This is a genomic window from Lysobacterales bacterium (assembly GCA_014946745.1).
Lineage (GTDB): Bacteria > Pseudomonadota > Gammaproteobacteria > Xanthomonadales > Xanthomonadaceae > Aquimonas.
In genome coordinates this window covers 411,648-427,501 of record JADCRD010000001.1, presented here as the reverse complement: position 1 = coordinate 427,501, position 15,854 = coordinate 411,648, and the positions used below count along the sequence as shown (strand labels likewise).

Below are 15,854 nucleotides of genomic sequence, written 5' to 3'. Positions count from 1 at the left end.
ATACAGACCAGACTACGCCGCCCTGGACGCCGAACTCGCCGCTGAAGCTTCCCGGGTGGTGCGAAAGGAGAGACTCGAACTCTCACGGGGTTACCCACTGGAACCTAAATCCAGCGCGTCTACCAGTTCCGCCACTTTCGCTTGACCGGTCCGGGATGCCTCCGCGATCTGCGGAGAAGAGGGTGGTGGGCCGTCTAGGACTCGAACCTAGAACCTACGGATTAAGAGTCCGCTGCTCTACCAATTGAGCTAACGGCCCGACCTGGACTGTGACCGCTTCGCTGCCCCGAAGGGGCTGAACGCTGCGGTGGATGCGCATTGTGCCGCATCCGGGTGCTGGGGTGGAAGACGGGATTCGAACCCGCGACATCTGGAATCACAATCCAGTGCTCTAACCGACTGAGCTACATCCACCATTGTCTGTTGCTGCTGGCGCGCCTGGCAGGAATCGAACCTGCAACCGCCGGCTTAGAAGGCCGGTGCTCTATCCGATTGAGCTACAGGCGCATGCAATCGGCAGAAGCGGTTGTCGAGTCCTACGCGCCGCCCGAAGGCCACGCCCGCCAGCCCTGCGCATGCGCCGAGGCTGGTCGGGGTAGAGGGATTCGAACCCCCGACCTTCTGCTCCCAAAGCAGACGCACTACCAAGCTGTGCTATACCCCGGGCTTGTGCAGCAGAAGGTGCGCGCTCGCACGCGACACCTTGAGCCGCGGAAGCATAATGATCTCGCGCAGCTGCGTCAAACCCCCTTCCTTCTCCCCGACTCCCCGCCCATGCGATTTGACGGCACCCAGCGCTACATCGCCACCTCCGAACTGAAGCAGGCGGTCAACGCCGCCATCACCTTGCAGCGCCCGCTGTTGATCAAGGGCGAACCCGGTACGGGCAAGACCTTGCTGGCCGAAGAACTCGCCGCCAGCCTCGGTGCGCCCCTGATCAGTTGGCACGTGAAGTCCACCACCCGGGCGATCCACGGCCTGTACGAGTACGACGCGGTCAGCCGCCTGCGCGACTCGCAGCTGGGCGTCGCTGGCGTCGAGGACGTCCGCAACTACATCCGCCCCGGCAAGCTGTGGGAGGCCTTCACCCACCCAGGCCGCTGCGTGCTGCTGATCGATGAAATCGACAAGGCCGACATCGAGTTTCCCAACGACCTGCTGCAGGAACTCGACCGGATGGAGTTCTTCGTGCACGAAACCGGCGAAACGGTGCGCGCCCTGCATCGACCGATCATCCTGATCACCTCGAACAACGAGAAGGAGCTGCCCGACGCCTTTCTGCGCCGCTGCTTCTTCCACTACATCGCTTTCCCGGACCGAGAGACCCTGAAGCGCATCGTCGACGTGCACTTCCCCGGCATCTCGGGGAGCCTGGTGCGCGAGGCGCTGGAGGTGTTTTTCCAGCTGCGCGAGATCCCTGGCATGAAGAAGCGGCCTTCGACCTCTGAGCTGATCGACTGGATCAAGCTGCTGCTGGCGGATGATGTGCCGGAATCCGTACTGCGCGAGCGCGACCCGCGCCGCGCAATTCCACCGCTGGCCGGCGCTCTGGTGAAGAACGAGCAGGACGTGCAGCTGCTGGAGCGGCTGGCCTTCATGACCCGCCGCGGCCAGGGCTGAGCCCGCATGTTCATCGGCCTGTTCGAGCGCCTACGCAGCAGCGGCGTCCCGGTCAGCCTGCGCGAGCTGCTTGACCTGCATGCCGCGCTGGAACACGGTCTGGCCTTCGCCAACTTCGAAGAACTGCATGCGCTGGCGCGCGCGCTGCTGGTCAAGGATGAACGCCATTTCGACCGCTTCGACCGCGCCTTCGGGCAGTGGCTGACCTCGCAGGAAGCTATCGGCGAAGGCCTGCGCGCGGAGGTGCCGCCAGAGTGGCTGCGACTTACCTTCCAGCGCGAGCTCAGCGAGCGGGAGAAAGCGCTGATCGAGTCACTCGGCGGCCTCGACGCGCTGCTGCAGGCGTTTCGCGAACGTCTGGCGGAACAGAAGGAGCGGCACAGCGGCGGCAACCGCTGGATCGGAACTGGCGGCTCCAGCCCCTTCGGCGCGCACGGCTACCACCCGGAAGGCATTCGCCTCGGCTCGCAATCGGCGGGTCATCGTCGCGGGGTGAAGGTGTGGGAGCAGCGCAGCTTTCGCGATCTCGACGATAGCGTTGAACTCAACACCCGCAGCATCAAGCTGGCGCTGCGGCGGCTGCGCCGCTTCGCCCGCGAGGGCGCCGCCACCGAGCTTGATCTCGACGGCACGCTCAGCGGCACCGCCCGCAAGGCCGGCCTGCTCGACATCCAGCTGCGGCCGGAGCGCCACAATGCGGTCAAGGTGCTGCTCTTGCTCGATATCGGTGGCTCGATGGATGAGCACGTGCGGGTCTGCGAGGAACTGTTCTCGGCCGCACGCAGCGAGTTCAAGCACATCGAGCACTACTACTTCCACAACTGCGTCTACGAGTCGGTCTGGCGCAGCAACACGCGCAGGCGCAGCGAGCGCACGGCGACCCAGGATCTGATCCAGCGCCTGCCGTCGGACTGGCGCCTCGTCCTGGTCGGCGACGCCGCGATGGCGCCCTACGAGATCACTCACACGCACGGCAGCGTGGAGCACGACAACGCCGAGCCCGGCGCGGCCTGGCTGCAGCGTCTGTTCGCGCACTTCCGACGAGCGATCTGGATCAACCCCCTGCCACGCCCGGCCTGGGACTACACGGTCTCGGTAGGACTGGTGCGCCAGCTGATCGAACAGCGCATGTACCCGATGAGCCTGCGAGGACTGGACGAGGCGATCCGCACGCTCTCGCGCTAGGGCAGGTCCGAACAACGCCCGGACGGAGCTGTTCAGACCTTCGCTAAAAATTCCAGCGTTGCCCTACTCACCCCCCCCGTCCACGCGCGCTTCGATCTCGACCTTGGTCACCGGGCCCAGCCAGCGGTGTGCGATGCGGCCCTCGGGATCAAGCAGATACGTCATGGGCATGCCGCGCGGCACTTCGAACGCGGCAGGAGGCGCGTACACGTCGACGATGGCGATGGGGTAGCTGACCGGGCGCTCGCTGAGGAAACTGCGCATATCGGCGGTCTCGATCTCCTCGAAGGCCAGCCCCAGCACCTCGACGTCCTCGCGCTCGCGATGCAGCGCGTCGAGCTCGGGCATTTCCTTGCGACACGGCGCGCACCAGGTCGCCCAGTAGTTCACCACCACCCAGCGCCCGCGCTGCTGCGACACGTCGAAGACGCCGTGATCCAGCGTCGGCAGCGCCAGCTCGATGGGTTCAGCCGCTGCCACCGTCTGCGCCGGTGCTGGCGGCGCCTCCGGCGGTGCCGCCAGCGCGGGCAGCGTCGAGATCGCGAACCCTGCGGCAACGAGCAGCGCGCAGCTGAGCGCGCTGCGCCGCATGAAACGCGGGTACGTGAGGATCCAGGTGTGAGTCGGACGATTCAGATTCGGGGCGTTCTGCCACAGCGGGTTCATCAAATGGTGTCCTTGGGGGTTTCGGGCGCCACAGAACTCGCAGCACCGCTGCCTGAAGTGTCGCGCAGCCAGTGCGAGAGCGGCGTATCGAGGGCCGATTCAACCACATGCGCCAGCCCCTGCAGACGCGCGCCGATACGCTGGCCGATGGGATCGCTCAGCAGTTCGGCGGGTGGCGTTTCCAGGGGCACGCGCAGGCGTGCTCCGCGATAGAGCTCGGCGAGATTCAAGTGGTCCAGATCCCGAGCCAGCAGCCAGCCACCCAGCTCGGCCCGCTGCACGACGCGAAGCTCACTCAGCCGCTCAAGCAGGAACATCAGTGCATCGTCGGACAGCGAGGGCTCCAGCCGTCGCAGCTCATCGACTTCAAGCGCACGCCCGGACTGCTGTGCCTGTGAGAAGCGCGCCAACAGCCGCAGCAGGCCCAACAGCTCCAGACCTTCCGGCAGGCGCCGCTCGCAGGGCAGGTAGCGGAAGGCGCTCAAGGAGGCCGCCAGGGAAGCGCCAAGCAGCACGGCGATCCAGACCAGATAGATCCACAGCAGGAAGATCGGTATCACCGCCAGTGCGCCGTAGATCTGCTCGTAAGTCGGCACCTGACGGAGATACAGGCTGAGCCCGCTCTTGCAGGCTTCCAGCAGCGCCGCCGCCAGCACGCCGCCCGCCAGCGCGTCGCGAAACCTCACGCTGCGATTGGGGACGATCAGGTACGCGCAGGTGAAGCCGAACAGCGCGAGCAGAAAGGGGCTCAGCTGCAGCAGCGAGCCCGCGGCCACGCCGCCATCGGCGAGCAACGGCAGCGAAAACAGGTAGGACGACAGCGCCAGGCTCACGACGACCAGCAGCGGCCCCACCGTGAGCGCAGCCCAATACATGAGAAATCGCGCCACCGGCCCACGCCCGGTGGGCACACGCCAGATGCGGTTGAAGGTGTCCTCGATCCCCTTCATCAGGAGCAGGGCCACCACCAGCAGTCCGATGACGCCGGCCAAGGTCATCCGCGACGCACTGGCCGCCGAGTCCCGCACCCAGACCTCAACGGTGCGGGCCGCAGCCGGCACGAAGTTACTGAACAAAAAGCTGGTGAGCTGTTCGCTCCAGGCTTCGAAGACCGGGAACGTGCTGATCACGCCAAACACCGCCGCCGCGAACGGTACCAGCGCAAACACGGTGGCGTAGGCAAGGCCGCTCGCGGTCTCGAAGCAGCGGTCCTCGACGAAGCGCCTCCCGAGGAAGCCGGCGAAGGCCTGCAGCCGGCGACGATCAAGCAGCAACTGCAGCAGATGACGAAGTTCTACAAGGCTCATGGCGGGCAAGACTAGCAGGCGCTTCCGCCGGCACCGATACCGCGGGCTCCCGCGCCCGCGATGCTTGCTGCGGCTTGCGACCCTGTCGCCATGCTCGGAAAAGGCGCTTGAAACATCGATGCTGCAGTGCGATAAACCGGCGAGCCCCCGCCCGATACCCATCCATAGCGCGCCCCAGGCGCAGAGAGGCCAGCATGCATCATCGAATCGCACGATCCATCCGCGGAGCCCTTGGCGGCCTCGCCGTGTCCGCCCTTCTGCTTAGCAACGCCAGTGCGGGCGAGCTGTCCGGCGACGTTGGCGTGGTTTCCGACTACGTATTCCGCGGCGTCTCCCAGAATGACGAGGATCCTGCTGTGCAGGCGGGCCTCTCTTTCACGCTGGACTCCGGCTTCTATGTCGGCACCTGGGCTTCGCAGGTCGACTTCAACAGCGAGACCGATCTTGAGGTCGACCTGTTTGCCGGCTACGGCTTCAGCCTCTCCGATTCGGTGGCCGCCGACGTGCAGGTGCTGCGCTATGTCTACCCCGATGAGGGCGGACTCAACTACACCGAGCTGCTGTTCAGCCTGACCTTCGCCGAGAAGCTCACGACCACGCTGGGCTACACCAACGACGTCTACAACAGCGGCGAAACCGGCTGGTACTACGGCGCCAGCCTCGACCTGGCCCTGCCTGCCGAGTTCACGCTGAGCCCCGGCGTCGGCTACTCGCAGTTTGCCAGCGGCGTGCTCGAAGACAGCAGCAGCAGCTACTTCGACTGGAGCCTCGCCCTGTCGCGCGACTTCGGCCCGATCAGCGCCGCGCTCACGTATCACGACACCAGCAGCGACGCCGAGGATCTCTTCAATCAGAACTGGGTTGGCTCACGCGTCGTGCTCGGGCTCAGCTACGGGTTCTAGCAGCACCCCACTCGGGCGAGGATGCAGGCGCAGCTCGCTGCGCCCAAGTCCGCCAGAGGAGCTTGCCCAAACGGCCGGATGCCGGAGCATCCGGCCGTTTCACTTTGGGTTCCACGAACATGCGCAGCGATGCGCACTCGATGCGCCCCACCCCTGCGAGCCAAGGCGGGCCCGCAGGGCGCGGCACACGGCGCAAATCAGAACTCCGCAGGCTCTGGCAGCGCGCGAGCCGACTGCATAGACTCCGGGCGTTCCCACGCCCCAAGGCCGAATCATGCGTCTCGCCCAAACTGCCCTTGCCCTGCTGTTGGTCTCTTCGAGCTTCGCCTTGCCTGCCCAGGACTTCTCCAGCCTGGAAGAACGCATGAGCCAGCGCGACTTCGAAAGCGCCGGCCTGCAGAAGCTGAGCGCCGAGGAGCTCGCGTTCCTGAACCGCTGGCTGCAGGAGCGCGGCCTGACCGCACCGTCGGGGGCCACTGCAAGCAACGCCGCTGACCGTGTCGGCCTTCCGCCAGAGCGCGACCGCGCCGATCAGATCGTGCGCAGCCGCCTGCTCGGAAGCTTCCGCGGCTGGAGCGGCAATACCGTGTTCCGACTGGAGAACGGCCAGGTCTGGCAGCAAACCGGCGGCGACCGCCTCGCCGGCGTCAACCTCGACTCGCCCGCGGTGACGATTGAGAAGAGCCTGTTCGGCGCCTGGTACCTGAGCGTCGAGGGCTACAACAGCCGCGCCAAGGTCAAGCGGATCGAGTGAGCCCGGCCGTCCCTGCTCAGCCGGCCGCCCGCGCCTGTTCCAGCAGCTTGGCCAGGCGCTTCGCCGACACCGTGTCGCGGGTGCCCAACTCCTGCGCGAACAGCGACACGCGCAGTTCCTCAAGCGCCCAGCGCAGGGCCTGCCAGGCTGGACGCGCATCGACGCCGCGCCGCCGGGCATCGTCAAGGGCTTCGCGAAACTGGATCAGCTCCAGCATGCGCGCCTGGTCCTTGATCGGGTCCTGACGCAGGCGCTCGCCTCTGAGACGCATGGCCCTGAGATACCTCGGCAGTTCGCTCAGGCGCTCGTAGGGCGTGTCGCGCAGAAAGCCCGGATGCACCAGGGCTTTCAGCTGTGCACGCAGGTCGTCATAGCTGGCCGTGCCGTGGCCCATGAGCTTCTGCTCCAGAGCCGGCACCAGTTCGGCGTAGGCGGCGACGATGCGCTCGGTCAGTTCGAGTCGGCGCATGGATTCAGCGAACAGGCCGCGTGAGATCTCCGCGGCCAGCGACTCGAAGGCCTCGCGGGTGCGGATGCGCGCCGGCTGCTCGCCGGCCAGGGCGTTCAGCGCCGCCTCGACAAGGTCCTCACGCAGGCGCTCGCTGCTCTCGATGGCGGCGTACATCAGGCCGGTCTTCGGCGATAGCGGCAGCTGCTTGCGCGCCTGCTTGAGCTTGTCGGTCAGCGCGCGCCGCAGCAGCGCATGTACGCCGGCGGGATGCGCCGCCTGCGCCTGCTCGCGATCGGCGTATACGCGGATCCGCACGCCCTCGCCTTCCGCGCTGAGCGCCGGGAACGCCGGCACGCCGGCCGCGCCGCGGATCTGCTCGGCGACTCCGGCCTCGGGGAAGTGATCCACCAGCTGGCCGTCGAGCTTGCGTCCCGCCTCCGCCGCAAACGCCGCCTGCGCGCGTTCGCCGTAGCGGGATTTCAGATCGGCCAGGTCGCGGGATTCCTCGAGAATCCGCTGGCCCTCGGACAGGCGCAGGTTGAAGCGCAGATGCGCCGGCACCGCCGCCTCATCCCACTCGGCGAAGGGCACCTCGACGCCGGTGCTGCGCTTCAGGAATTCGCTCAGCGCTTCCGTGACGGGGCGGTCATGCGAGTGCGCACCTGCCGCCTCGACGAAGGCGCGGGCGAAGTCCGGCACCGGCACGAAGTTGCGGCGCAGGGCCTTGGGCAGGCCGCGCAGCAGCTCGGCGACCTTGTTCTCCAGGAGGCCGGGCACCAGCCACGAGAGCCGCGCGGCATCCAGCGCATTCAGCAGATGCAAGGGCAGATGCAGGGTCACGCCATCGTCCGGCGCCTTCGGCTCGAAGCGATAGGACAGGCGCAGGCTGAGCTCGCCCATCCGGAACGTGTTCGGAAAGCGCGCGGCGTCGGTTTCATCGGCGGGGATCAGGTCGGGCAGCGACCACTCCAGCGCCGCGCGCTGCTCGGGCGTGAGCCTCTTGTACCAGGCCTCCAGCCCTTGGGCGGTGTTGATGTCTTCGGGCAGACGCTTGCCGTACCACGCGGCCTGCGCATCGACGTCGATGACGATGCCGACGCGGCGCAGCTTGGCCTCTTCTTCCATGGCCTGCTGCAGCACGCGCTGATTGCGCTCCAGCAGCGGAATGCGCAGGTTGACCTCGCCCGGCACCAGGCCTTCGGCGATGAAGATCTCGCGCGCGTGCCGCGCATCGATGCCGGCATAGCTGACCGGCTTCTTCGGCGCCAGCACCAGGCCGTGCAGACTGATCTGCTCGGAGGCGATCACGCGACCCTGGCTGCGCGCCCAGTGCGGGTCGAAATGCTTGCGGCTCAGCAGGTGCGGTGCCGCCTCGATCACCCACTCGGGCTCGATGCTGGCGTTGATGAGGCCGTAGACCTTCTGCGTCTCCATCACCACCGCCGACACCACCCAGGGCGGCGGCTTGCGGGCCAGGTTCGAACCCGGAAACAGCGCGTACTTGCGCTGCCGCGGCGCCTCATACAGCCCTTTTTCGCTGCGCCGGCCGATCTGGCTCGGGATGCCGGTAAGGATGGCCTTGTGCAGGCGCGCATAGCCGGCCGAGGCCGCGCCCGGCGCGGGCTCCTCTTCGCTCTCCAGCGCGGGCGCAACGGGCTCGATGCCGAGTTCAGCGCAGGCCAGCAGCAGCTGGCGGTGCAGCTCGCGCCACTCGCGCATGCGCAGGAAGTTCAGGAAGTGTTTGCCGCACCAGTCGCGCAGCCTGTTGGCGGTGAGCTCCTCGCGCGCGGCCTCGTAGCCGGCCCAGAGCTTCAGCAGGCCCACGAACTCCGAGCGCGGATCGGCGAACAGGGCATGCGCGTTGTCGGCCGCCTCGCGCGCTTCGCCCGGGCGCTCACGCGGGTCCTGAATGCTCAGGAATGCGGCAATCGTGATCAGCTCGCGGGTGCAGCCGAAGTCCTTGGAGGCCATCAGCATGCGCGCCAGCTTGGGATCGATCGGCAGCCGCGCCATCTGCCGGCCCAGCGGCGTGATCTGCCGGTTCGGTGCAACGGCACCCAGCTCGATCAGCTGCTGCCAGCCGTCGCGCACCGCGCGCTCGTCGGGCGCGTCGATGAAGGGGAAATCGTCGATCCGGCCGAGGCCCAAGGCCAGCATGCGCAGGATCACGCCCGCCAAGGAGGAGCGCAGGATCTCGGGGTCGGTGAATTCCGGCCGTGACGCAAAATCGCTGTCGGCATACAGGCGATAGGCCACGCCCGGCGCGGTGCGCCCGCAGCGGCCCGCGCGCTGGTTCGCGCTGGCCTGGCTGATCGGCTCGATCTGCAGGCGGTCAAGCTTCTGCCGCGGGCTGTAGCGCTTGACCCGCGCCTGGCCGGGGTCGATCACATAGCGGATGCGCGGCACCGTCAGCGAGGTCTCGGCGACGTTGGTGGCGAGCACCACGCGACGCTGCGGGCCGGGATTGAACACGCGGTCCTGGTCGCGCGCCGACAGCCGCGCGTACAGCGGCAGCACGATCGTCTCGCGGTAGTTGCGACGGCTGAGCAACAGATGGGTCTCGCGGATCTCGCGCTCGCCGGGCAGGAACACCAGCACGTCGCCTCGCGGGTCTTCGCGGTTGATCTCGTCCATGGCGGCAGCGATGCCTTCCGGCACCGTGCCACCGCCCTCGTCGCGGCCCAGCAGCTCCAGCGGCCGGTAGCGCATCTCCACCGGATAGCTGCGACCCTCGACATTGATCACTGGCGCGCCGTCGAAATGACGCGCGAAGCGGGCGGTGTCGATGGTCGCCGAGGTGACGATCAGCTTCAGATCGCGGCGTCGACGCAGCAGGTCCTTCAGATAGCCCAGCAGGAAATCGATGTTGAGGCTGCGCTCGTGGGCCTCGTCGATGATCAGGGTGTCGTAGGCCGAGAGCATGCGGTCCGACTGGATCTCGGCCAGCAGAATGCCGTCGGTCATGAACTTGATGTAGGTCTGCTCGCCGACCTGCTCGGTAAAGCGCACCTGGAAGCCGACCGCGCTGCCGAGCGGGGTACCCAGCTCTTCGGCAACGCGACGGGCGACTGAGCGCGCGGCGATGCGCCGCGGCTGGGTGCAGCCGATCATGCCGGCGGCGCCGCGACCGGCGGCCAGACACAGCTTCGGCAGCTGGGTGGTCTTGCCCGAGCCGGTCTCACCCGCGATCACCACGACCTGGTGCTTCCGGATCGCCGCGAGAATCGCATCGGCCTCGCGCGCGATGGGCAGCTCGGCGTCGAACTCGGGCTTGGGCAGGGCTTGGACACGCGCCGCACGCGCGGCCTCCGAAATCGCAAGCGCCGAGCCAAACGCCTGTCGCCGGCTCGCGTTGTCCGGCTCGCGCTCCCAGTTCGAGAGGAGCTGGCGCAGCCGCCGCTGGTCGCGCGAGAGCGCGTGCGAAAGCTGCCCGCGCGCCTTGGCCAGGGTGCGCTGGGCAGCAGACGCGACGGCATCGGGCGACGCAGGCTGCGTATTGGCGGGGTCGCTGCTCACGGTTGATCCTGCGCAAGGCCTCGCAACGGGGGCCGCATTCTACCGGCTCAGCGCGAAGGGCCATGCTCAACTGCGCCGCGGCGAACGCAGCTCTTCCCCCTGCACCCCGGAGGTTTCATGAAGATCGATATCGGCATCAGCGACAAGCAGCGCAGGAAGGTGGCCGACGGCCTGGCGCATTTTCTGGCCGACAGCTACACGCTGTATCTGAAGACCCACAACTACCACTGGAACGTCACCGGGCCGATGTTCAACAGCCTGCACCTGATGTTCCAGACCCAGTACACCGAAGCCTGGACCGCGCTGGACGAGATCGCCGAACGCATCCGCGCGCTCGGGTTTTCGGCGCCGGGCTCGCACACGCAGTTCGCCAAGCTCAGCAGCATGGAGGAGCAAGACGGCGACCACGTGCCCGACGGCAAAACCATGGTCGAACAACTGGTGCTCGGCAATGAGGCGGTCTGCCGCAGCGCGCGCAAGGTGCTGGAAGCTGTGGGCGAAGCCGGCGACGAACCGAGCGCCGATCTGTTGACCCAGCGCCTGAAAGTTCACGAGAAGAACGCCTGGATGCTGCGCTCGCTGCTGGCCTGAACCCTGAGGCCGACAGCACCGCTGCCGGGCTCACGATCAGGCGCTTCCGACGCCTGGGGGCCGTGCGATCACCTGAGCCGCGAAGCGCTCCATTTCCTCCAGCTGCGGGCTCATCTGCAGCAACAGCAGATCCACCCCAACCGCTTCGAACTCCGCGATTCTGGCCTGCACCTGTTTCGGCGTGCCAACCAAGCCTGGCCGCAGTCCCCGATTCGACACTGAGTACTCCTGGATCTTTAGCTCGCGCTCCAGTTCGGTGCCGGCAATCCACTGGTCGAAATTGGCGAATCCGGGGGCATCCGGGTCAAGCGTGGTGATCCGCTCAAGTTCTGCCTGTGCCTCCGCAGCCGTGTCGCGAACGATGGCGTAGGCCGCCATGCCGTAGCGCATCGGCGGCAGTCCGAGCTGCTCGCGACGCGCACGCATGTCGGCAATCTTCGGCGCGATATGCTCGGGCGCATCGCCGTGCATGACGTAGGCATCGCATTGCCGAGCGATCAGGTTCTTGGCCGCTTCGGATTCGCCGCCGGCATAGAGGGTTGGGCGTGGCGAGGACAGCGGTTTGGGCTCGCAGATCGCCTCCTGCAGCCGGTAGCGCTCGCCTTCGAAACTGAAGGGCGTTTGCGACCACAAACCGTCGACCACCTGCAGCCACTCGTGAGTGCGCGCGTAGCGGTCGTCGTGCTGATCGAACTGCAGACCGTACTGGCGCGCTTCATCGGCCCACCAAGAAGACACCACATTCAGAGACAGGCGCCCGCCCGAGATGCGGTCGATATTGGCGGCCTGTTTGGCGAACAGCGCCGGCTGATGAAAATTGGGCCTCACCGCGACCATGATCTCCAGCCGCCGCGTCACCGCCGCCAGTGCTGCAGCGCTCGACCATGCATCGAGTGCCGGTTCGGTCACGCCCTTGATGTCATTCAGGTTGAGCTCGGCAATCAGGGTGAGGTCGTACCCGATGTCCTCCGCACGCCGGCACAGCCTGCTCAGATACTCCCAACTCGCCTCCATGCCCTCGTCGCGAACATTGCGCAGCCAGCCGCCGAAGACGGGTGCCCAGAATCCGTACCTCATGCCGCCGCCTCCGCCGTAGAACCGATGACCGCGAGCAGATAGTCGACCAGCGCCTCGTGCGGATCGTAGCCCAGCACCTCCTGGGGATTGGCGACAAAGTTGGAGAGCCCGTTGATGTCGTAGTAGCGGCGGCTGCCGTTGCGCGCATCCACCATGTACTCGACTCCGCCGATATCGAGACGGCCTGCCCGCGCGATCGCTTCCACCTCGGCAATCACGGTGGCATCCGGGGTGAAGGCACGCACACTCAGCGCGGGCTTGTCGAGCAGACACACATCCGCCGGACACAGGTCGAAGCTGCCGCTGTCGCTGTTGAGTGCGATCGCGTACAGGTAACGACCGTTCAGCGTTTCGACGCGAATGACCTGGCGATCACTCGCGGGAACGTATTCCTGCACCAGCAGGACGCTGTCGATGCTCACTGGCAGCGCGCCAGCGGCGGCTGCCTGTGCCAGCTCTTCGACGGTATCGAAGCGCACCACGCCGGCGCCGGCGCCACCGATGTTGACCTTGACGATCACCGGAAAACGCAGGCCGGTGGCGGCCGCCAGGACATCGGCGGCACGGTGCACCACTCGCGTGTGCGGCGCCTGCAGGCCCAGGCCGCGAAGCAGGGACAACTGACGCGCCTTGGAGGCGTCGATCGCCAGCGCTGCGGTGCCATTGATGACACGCGCGCCCAGCGCTTCCCAGTGGGAGTACAGCGCCTGGGCGTAGAAGATCGGATGCTCCTGCTGACGCAGGAACGAACTCATGGCGAGCCGGCTGAACACCACCGGCGCGGGCGGCACGGTCTCACCGAGGTCGAAATGGTGCTGCTGCAGCGCCAGTGCGCGGTAGCCGACGCCACGTCGATCAAGCGCGGCAAACAGCGGTTTGAACCACTCGGGGTGCTCGTAGACGATGGCAAGAGCAGGCTCGGACATGGGCGACAGCCGGTGGGAAATGTGCGCGCAGCGAGCCACGCCTCCAGTCACCCTGTCAACGCTCGGCAGCAGCTGCGGGAATCAATGCAGTGGGGCTGTGCGAAGACATCGCCCGCCAGCACAGGCGGGCGCCGCCACGGCCCCCGCCCGTATCCGCCCTAGCCATGACAAGACGGAATGAACATCTTGAGCAGAACGGGCGGCCGAACGCGAAGCCCCGGTGAAGGCTGCGCACCCACCGCAGCGAAATCAGGGACTGAACTCGCCCTCGATCGCATAGCGATCACCGGGATGCAGCAGCCGCGCGCGGGTGATTGTCGCGCTGCGGCTGAAGGTTTCGCGGGTGATCCGCAGGCAGGGCGCATCCGCCGCGATGCCGAGCCAACGGGCCTCCTGCGCGCTCGGCTTCACCGCTTCGATCACATAGCGCGCGCGCCACAGCGCGGTGGCGCCGAACAGATAGTGGGTCGGCGTGACCCGGCTGAAATCCTGCGCAAGATAGTCAGGCGCTTCGTCCGGATTGACCCAGCGATCCTCCAACTGGATCGCGCGGTCGGATTCCAGATGCAGGATCACGCTGTGGAACAGCGCGCGCCCCGCTTCCACGCCGAACGCCTTGGCCAAGGCCAGTTTCGGCACTTCCGCGCGCAGCAGCTTCACCTCGGCGGTGTGGGTATGTCCGCGCGCGGCGATCTCCTCATGCAGGTCGCGCAGAGTCAGCGTGCTGGAGACGCGATCGAGCGCGCTGGCGAAGCTGCCCACGCCCTGCACGCGTTCGATCAGGCCTTCGGCGGCGAGTTCATTCAAGGCGCGCCCGACGGTCATGCGGCTGACCCCGAACTCCGCCACCAGGGCCGATTCACTGGGCAGCTGTGTGCCGGGTGCGTAGTCGCCGCGCGCCAGGGCGTGCTTCAGCGCGGCCTTGATCCGCGCGTACGGCGGCAGCTTCGATTCTGTGCCCATGCTGCACCTCGACTTGCCCGGTCTTGTCTAGACAGGTAGCGTAGTCGCTCCGAAGGCGCACCGCCAGCGCGATCGCAGCCGCACGACGCGGCGCTCGACGCCACCCACCCGGCCCATGGCCGCAGGAGTCACGCATGAGTACCTCCACCGCGAAGGCCCAGCCGCGTCGCGTCAGCGCGCCCCGGGGCAGCACCCTGCACTGCCGCAGCTGGCTGACCGAAGCCGCCTACCGGATGCTGCAGAACAACCTCGACCCCGAGGTCGCCGAGAACCCCGATGCGCTGGTGGTCTACGGCGGCATCGGCAAGGCCGCGCGCGACTGGGACAGCTTCGAGACGATCCTGAAGACGCTTGAGCGCCTAGGGGATGACCAGACCCTGCTGGTGCAGAGCGGCAAGCCGGTCGGCGTGTTCCCGACCCACCCGGACGCACCGCGTGTGCTGATCGCCAATTCGAACCTGGTGCCGAAGTGGGCCAGCTGGGAGCACTTCGACGAACTCGATCGCAAGGGCCTGATGATGTACGGCCAGATGACGGCCGGCAGCTGGATCTACATCGGCAGCCAGGGCATCGTTCAAGGGACGTACGAAACCTTCGTCGAAGCCGGCCGCCAGCACTACGGCGGCGATCTCACCGGCCGCTGGGTGCTCACCGCAGGCCTGGGCGGCATGGGCGGCGCGCAGCCGCTGGCGGCGAGCTTCGCCGGGGCGTGCTCGCTCAGCATCGAATGCCAGCAGTCGCGCATCGACTTCCGCCTGCGCTCGCGCTACCTCGACGAGCAGGCCAGCGATCTCGACGACGCGCTCGCGCGCATCCGTCGCTACACGGCAGAAGGCCGGGCGATTTCGATCGGCCTGCTCGGCAATGCGGCTGAGGTGCTGCCCGAACTGGTGCGGCGTGCCCAGGCGGGTGGGATGAAGCCGGATCTCGTGACCGACCAGACTTCGGCCCACGACCTCGTCAACGGCTACCTGCCGCCGGGCTGGAGCGTCGAGCAGTGGCAGGCCGCGCAGCGCGATCCGTCCAAACATGCGGAACTGCGCGCCGCTGCAGCGCGAGGCTGCGCGGAGCACGTGCGCGCCCTGCTGGCCTTCCAGCAGATGGGCGTGCCCACCTTCGACTATGGCAACAACCTGCGTCAGGTCGCGAAGGATCAGGGCGTGGCCAACGCCTTCGACTTCCCCGGCTTCGTGCCCGCCTACATCCGTCCGCTGTTCTGCCGCGGTGTGGGCCCCTTCCGCTGGGTCGCGCTGTCGGGCGACCCCGAGGACATCGCGAAGACCGACGCCAAGATCAAGGCGCTGTTCCCCGAGAACCGCCACCTGCACCGCTGGCTGGACATGGCCGGCGAGCGCATCGCCTTCCAGGGCCTGCCCGCGCGCATCTGCTGGATCGGTCTGGGCGAGCGCCATCGCGCGGGGCTGGCCTTCAACGAGATGGTGCGGAAGGGGGAGCTGAAGGCGCCGATCGTGATCGGGCGTGACCATCTCGACTCCGGGTCTGTCTCCAGCCCCAACCGCGAGACGGAAGCCATGCTCGACGGCTCCGACGCGGTCTCGGACTGGCCGCTGCTGAACGCAATGCTCAACGTCGCCGGCGGCGCCACCTGGGTCAGCCTGCACCACGGCGGCGGCGTCGGCATGGGCTACAGCCAGCACAGCGGCGTGGTCATCGTCTGCGACGGCAGCGAGGCAGCAGATCAGCGCATCGCCCGCGTGCTGTGGAACGACCCGGGCACCGGCGTGATGCGGCATGCGGATGCGGGCTATGCGATCGCGCAGCAGTGCGCGCGCGAGCAAGGGCTGGATTTGCCGATGTTGGGGTGAGGCGTGCCTTCACCCGGCTCGCTCGTCGCAGAGGGGTGACGCTGACAGTAGCAATCCGTCATCGCCACAA

At 67.2% G+C, this 15,854-nt stretch carries 12 protein-coding genes and 5 tRNA genes; 6 read left to right on the top strand and 11 right to left on the bottom strand.

What is annotated here, in order from left to right; all coding sequences use genetic code 11:
- Positions 1–56 precede the first annotated feature (56 nt).
- The 5 genes from H4O13_01760 to H4O13_01740 form a co-directional block, all read right to left on the bottom strand.
- Positions 57–141 (bottom strand) — tRNA-Leu (locus tag H4O13_01760).
- A gap of 42 nt (positions 142–183) precedes the next feature.
- A tRNA-Lys gene (locus tag H4O13_01755) sits at positions 184–259 on the bottom strand.
- Positions 260–337: 78 nt separating this feature from the next.
- Positions 338–414: transfer RNA gene (locus tag H4O13_01750), tRNA-His, on the bottom strand.
- Positions 415–430: 16 nt separating this feature from the next.
- Positions 431–507: transfer RNA gene (locus H4O13_01745), tRNA-Arg, on the bottom strand.
- Between the two features lie 80 nt (positions 508–587).
- Positions 588–664, bottom strand: a tRNA-Pro gene (locus H4O13_01740).
- Positions 665–774: 110 nt separating this feature from the next.
- Between H4O13_01740 and H4O13_01735 the strand changes: the two genes are divergently transcribed.
- Both H4O13_01735 and H4O13_01730 read left to right on the top strand, forming a co-directional pair.
- Positions 775–1,620, top strand: a complete 846-nt coding sequence (locus H4O13_01735; protein ID MBE5314108.1) for a MoxR family ATPase — start codon at positions 775–777, stop codon at positions 1,618–1,620.
- 6 nt (positions 1,621–1,626) lie between these two features.
- The gene (locus H4O13_01730) at positions 1,627–2,805 is read left to right on the top strand and encodes a VWA domain-containing protein (protein ID MBE5314107.1); all 1,179 of its coding nucleotides are present in this window, start codon (positions 1,627–1,629) and stop codon (positions 2,803–2,805) included.
- A 63-nt stretch (positions 2,806–2,868) separates the two neighbouring features.
- On the opposite strand, the gene H4O13_01725 is transcribed toward H4O13_01730, so the two are convergent.
- Positions 2,869–3,471, bottom strand: coding sequence for a TlpA family protein disulfide reductase (locus H4O13_01725; protein MBE5314106.1), 603 nt, complete (start codon positions 3,469–3,471; stop codon positions 2,869–2,871).
- Positions 3,471–4,778 carry a YihY family inner membrane protein gene (locus H4O13_01720; GenBank protein ID MBE5314105.1) on the bottom strand — a complete coding sequence of 436 codons (1,308 nt, stop codon included), beginning with the start codon at positions 4,776–4,778 and terminating at the stop codon, positions 3,471–3,473. The genes H4O13_01725 and H4O13_01720 overlap by 1 nt, the downstream gene beginning before the upstream one ends.
- Before the next feature lie 245 nt (positions 4,779–5,023).
- On the opposite strand from H4O13_01720, the gene H4O13_01715 reads away from it, so the two are divergent.
- A complete protein-coding gene (locus H4O13_01715) occupies positions 5,024–5,680 on the top strand; it encodes a hypothetical protein (protein MBE5314104.1) in 657 nt (218 codons plus the stop codon).
- Between the two features lie 274 nt (positions 5,681–5,954).
- Positions 5,955–6,434: a hypothetical protein gene (locus tag H4O13_01710; GenBank protein ID MBE5314103.1), complete on the top strand. Its 480-nt coding sequence runs from the start codon at positions 5,955–5,957 to the stop codon at positions 6,432–6,434.
- A 16-nt stretch (positions 6,435–6,450) separates the two neighbouring features.
- Here H4O13_01710 and hrpA read toward each other — a convergent pair whose 3' ends face one another.
- A complete protein-coding gene (gene hrpA, locus H4O13_01705) occupies positions 6,451–10,332 on the bottom strand; it encodes an ATP-dependent RNA helicase HrpA (GenBank protein MBE5314102.1) in 3,882 nt (1,293 codons plus the stop codon).
- 186 nt (positions 10,333–10,518) lie between these two features.
- Between hrpA and H4O13_01700 the strand changes: the two genes are divergently transcribed.
- Entirely contained in the window at positions 10,519–10,992 is a 474-nt protein-coding gene (locus tag H4O13_01700; protein MBE5314101.1) for a DNA starvation/stationary phase protection protein, read from the top strand.
- A gap of 36 nt (positions 10,993–11,028) precedes the next feature.
- Here H4O13_01700 and H4O13_01695 read toward each other — a convergent pair whose 3' ends face one another.
- The 3 genes from H4O13_01695 to H4O13_01685 all read right to left on the bottom strand — a co-directional run bounded on the left by H4O13_01695 (position 11,029) and on the right by H4O13_01685 (position 13,958).
- On the bottom strand, positions 11,029–12,069 hold the full coding sequence (locus tag H4O13_01695) for an LLM class flavin-dependent oxidoreductase (GenBank protein ID MBE5314100.1): 1,041 nt from the start codon (positions 12,067–12,069) through the stop codon (positions 11,029–11,031).
- The gene (locus H4O13_01690; GenBank protein ID MBE5314099.1) at positions 12,066–12,995 is read right to left on the bottom strand and encodes an alpha-L-glutamate ligase; all 930 of its coding nucleotides are present in this window, start codon (positions 12,993–12,995) and stop codon (positions 12,066–12,068) included. The genes H4O13_01695 and H4O13_01690 overlap by 4 nt, the downstream gene beginning before the upstream one ends.
- Positions 12,996–13,244: 249 nt before the next feature.
- Entirely contained in the window at positions 13,245–13,958 is a 714-nt protein-coding gene (locus H4O13_01685; GenBank protein ID MBE5314098.1) for a UTRA domain-containing protein, read from the bottom strand.
- Positions 13,959–14,092: 134 nt separating this feature from the next.
- Between H4O13_01685 and hutU the strand changes: the two genes are divergently transcribed.
- Positions 14,093–15,784, top strand: a complete 1,692-nt coding sequence (gene hutU, locus H4O13_01680) for a urocanate hydratase (GenBank protein ID MBE5314097.1) — start codon at positions 14,093–14,095, stop codon at positions 15,782–15,784.
- Positions 15,785–15,854: the final 70 nt, after the last annotated feature.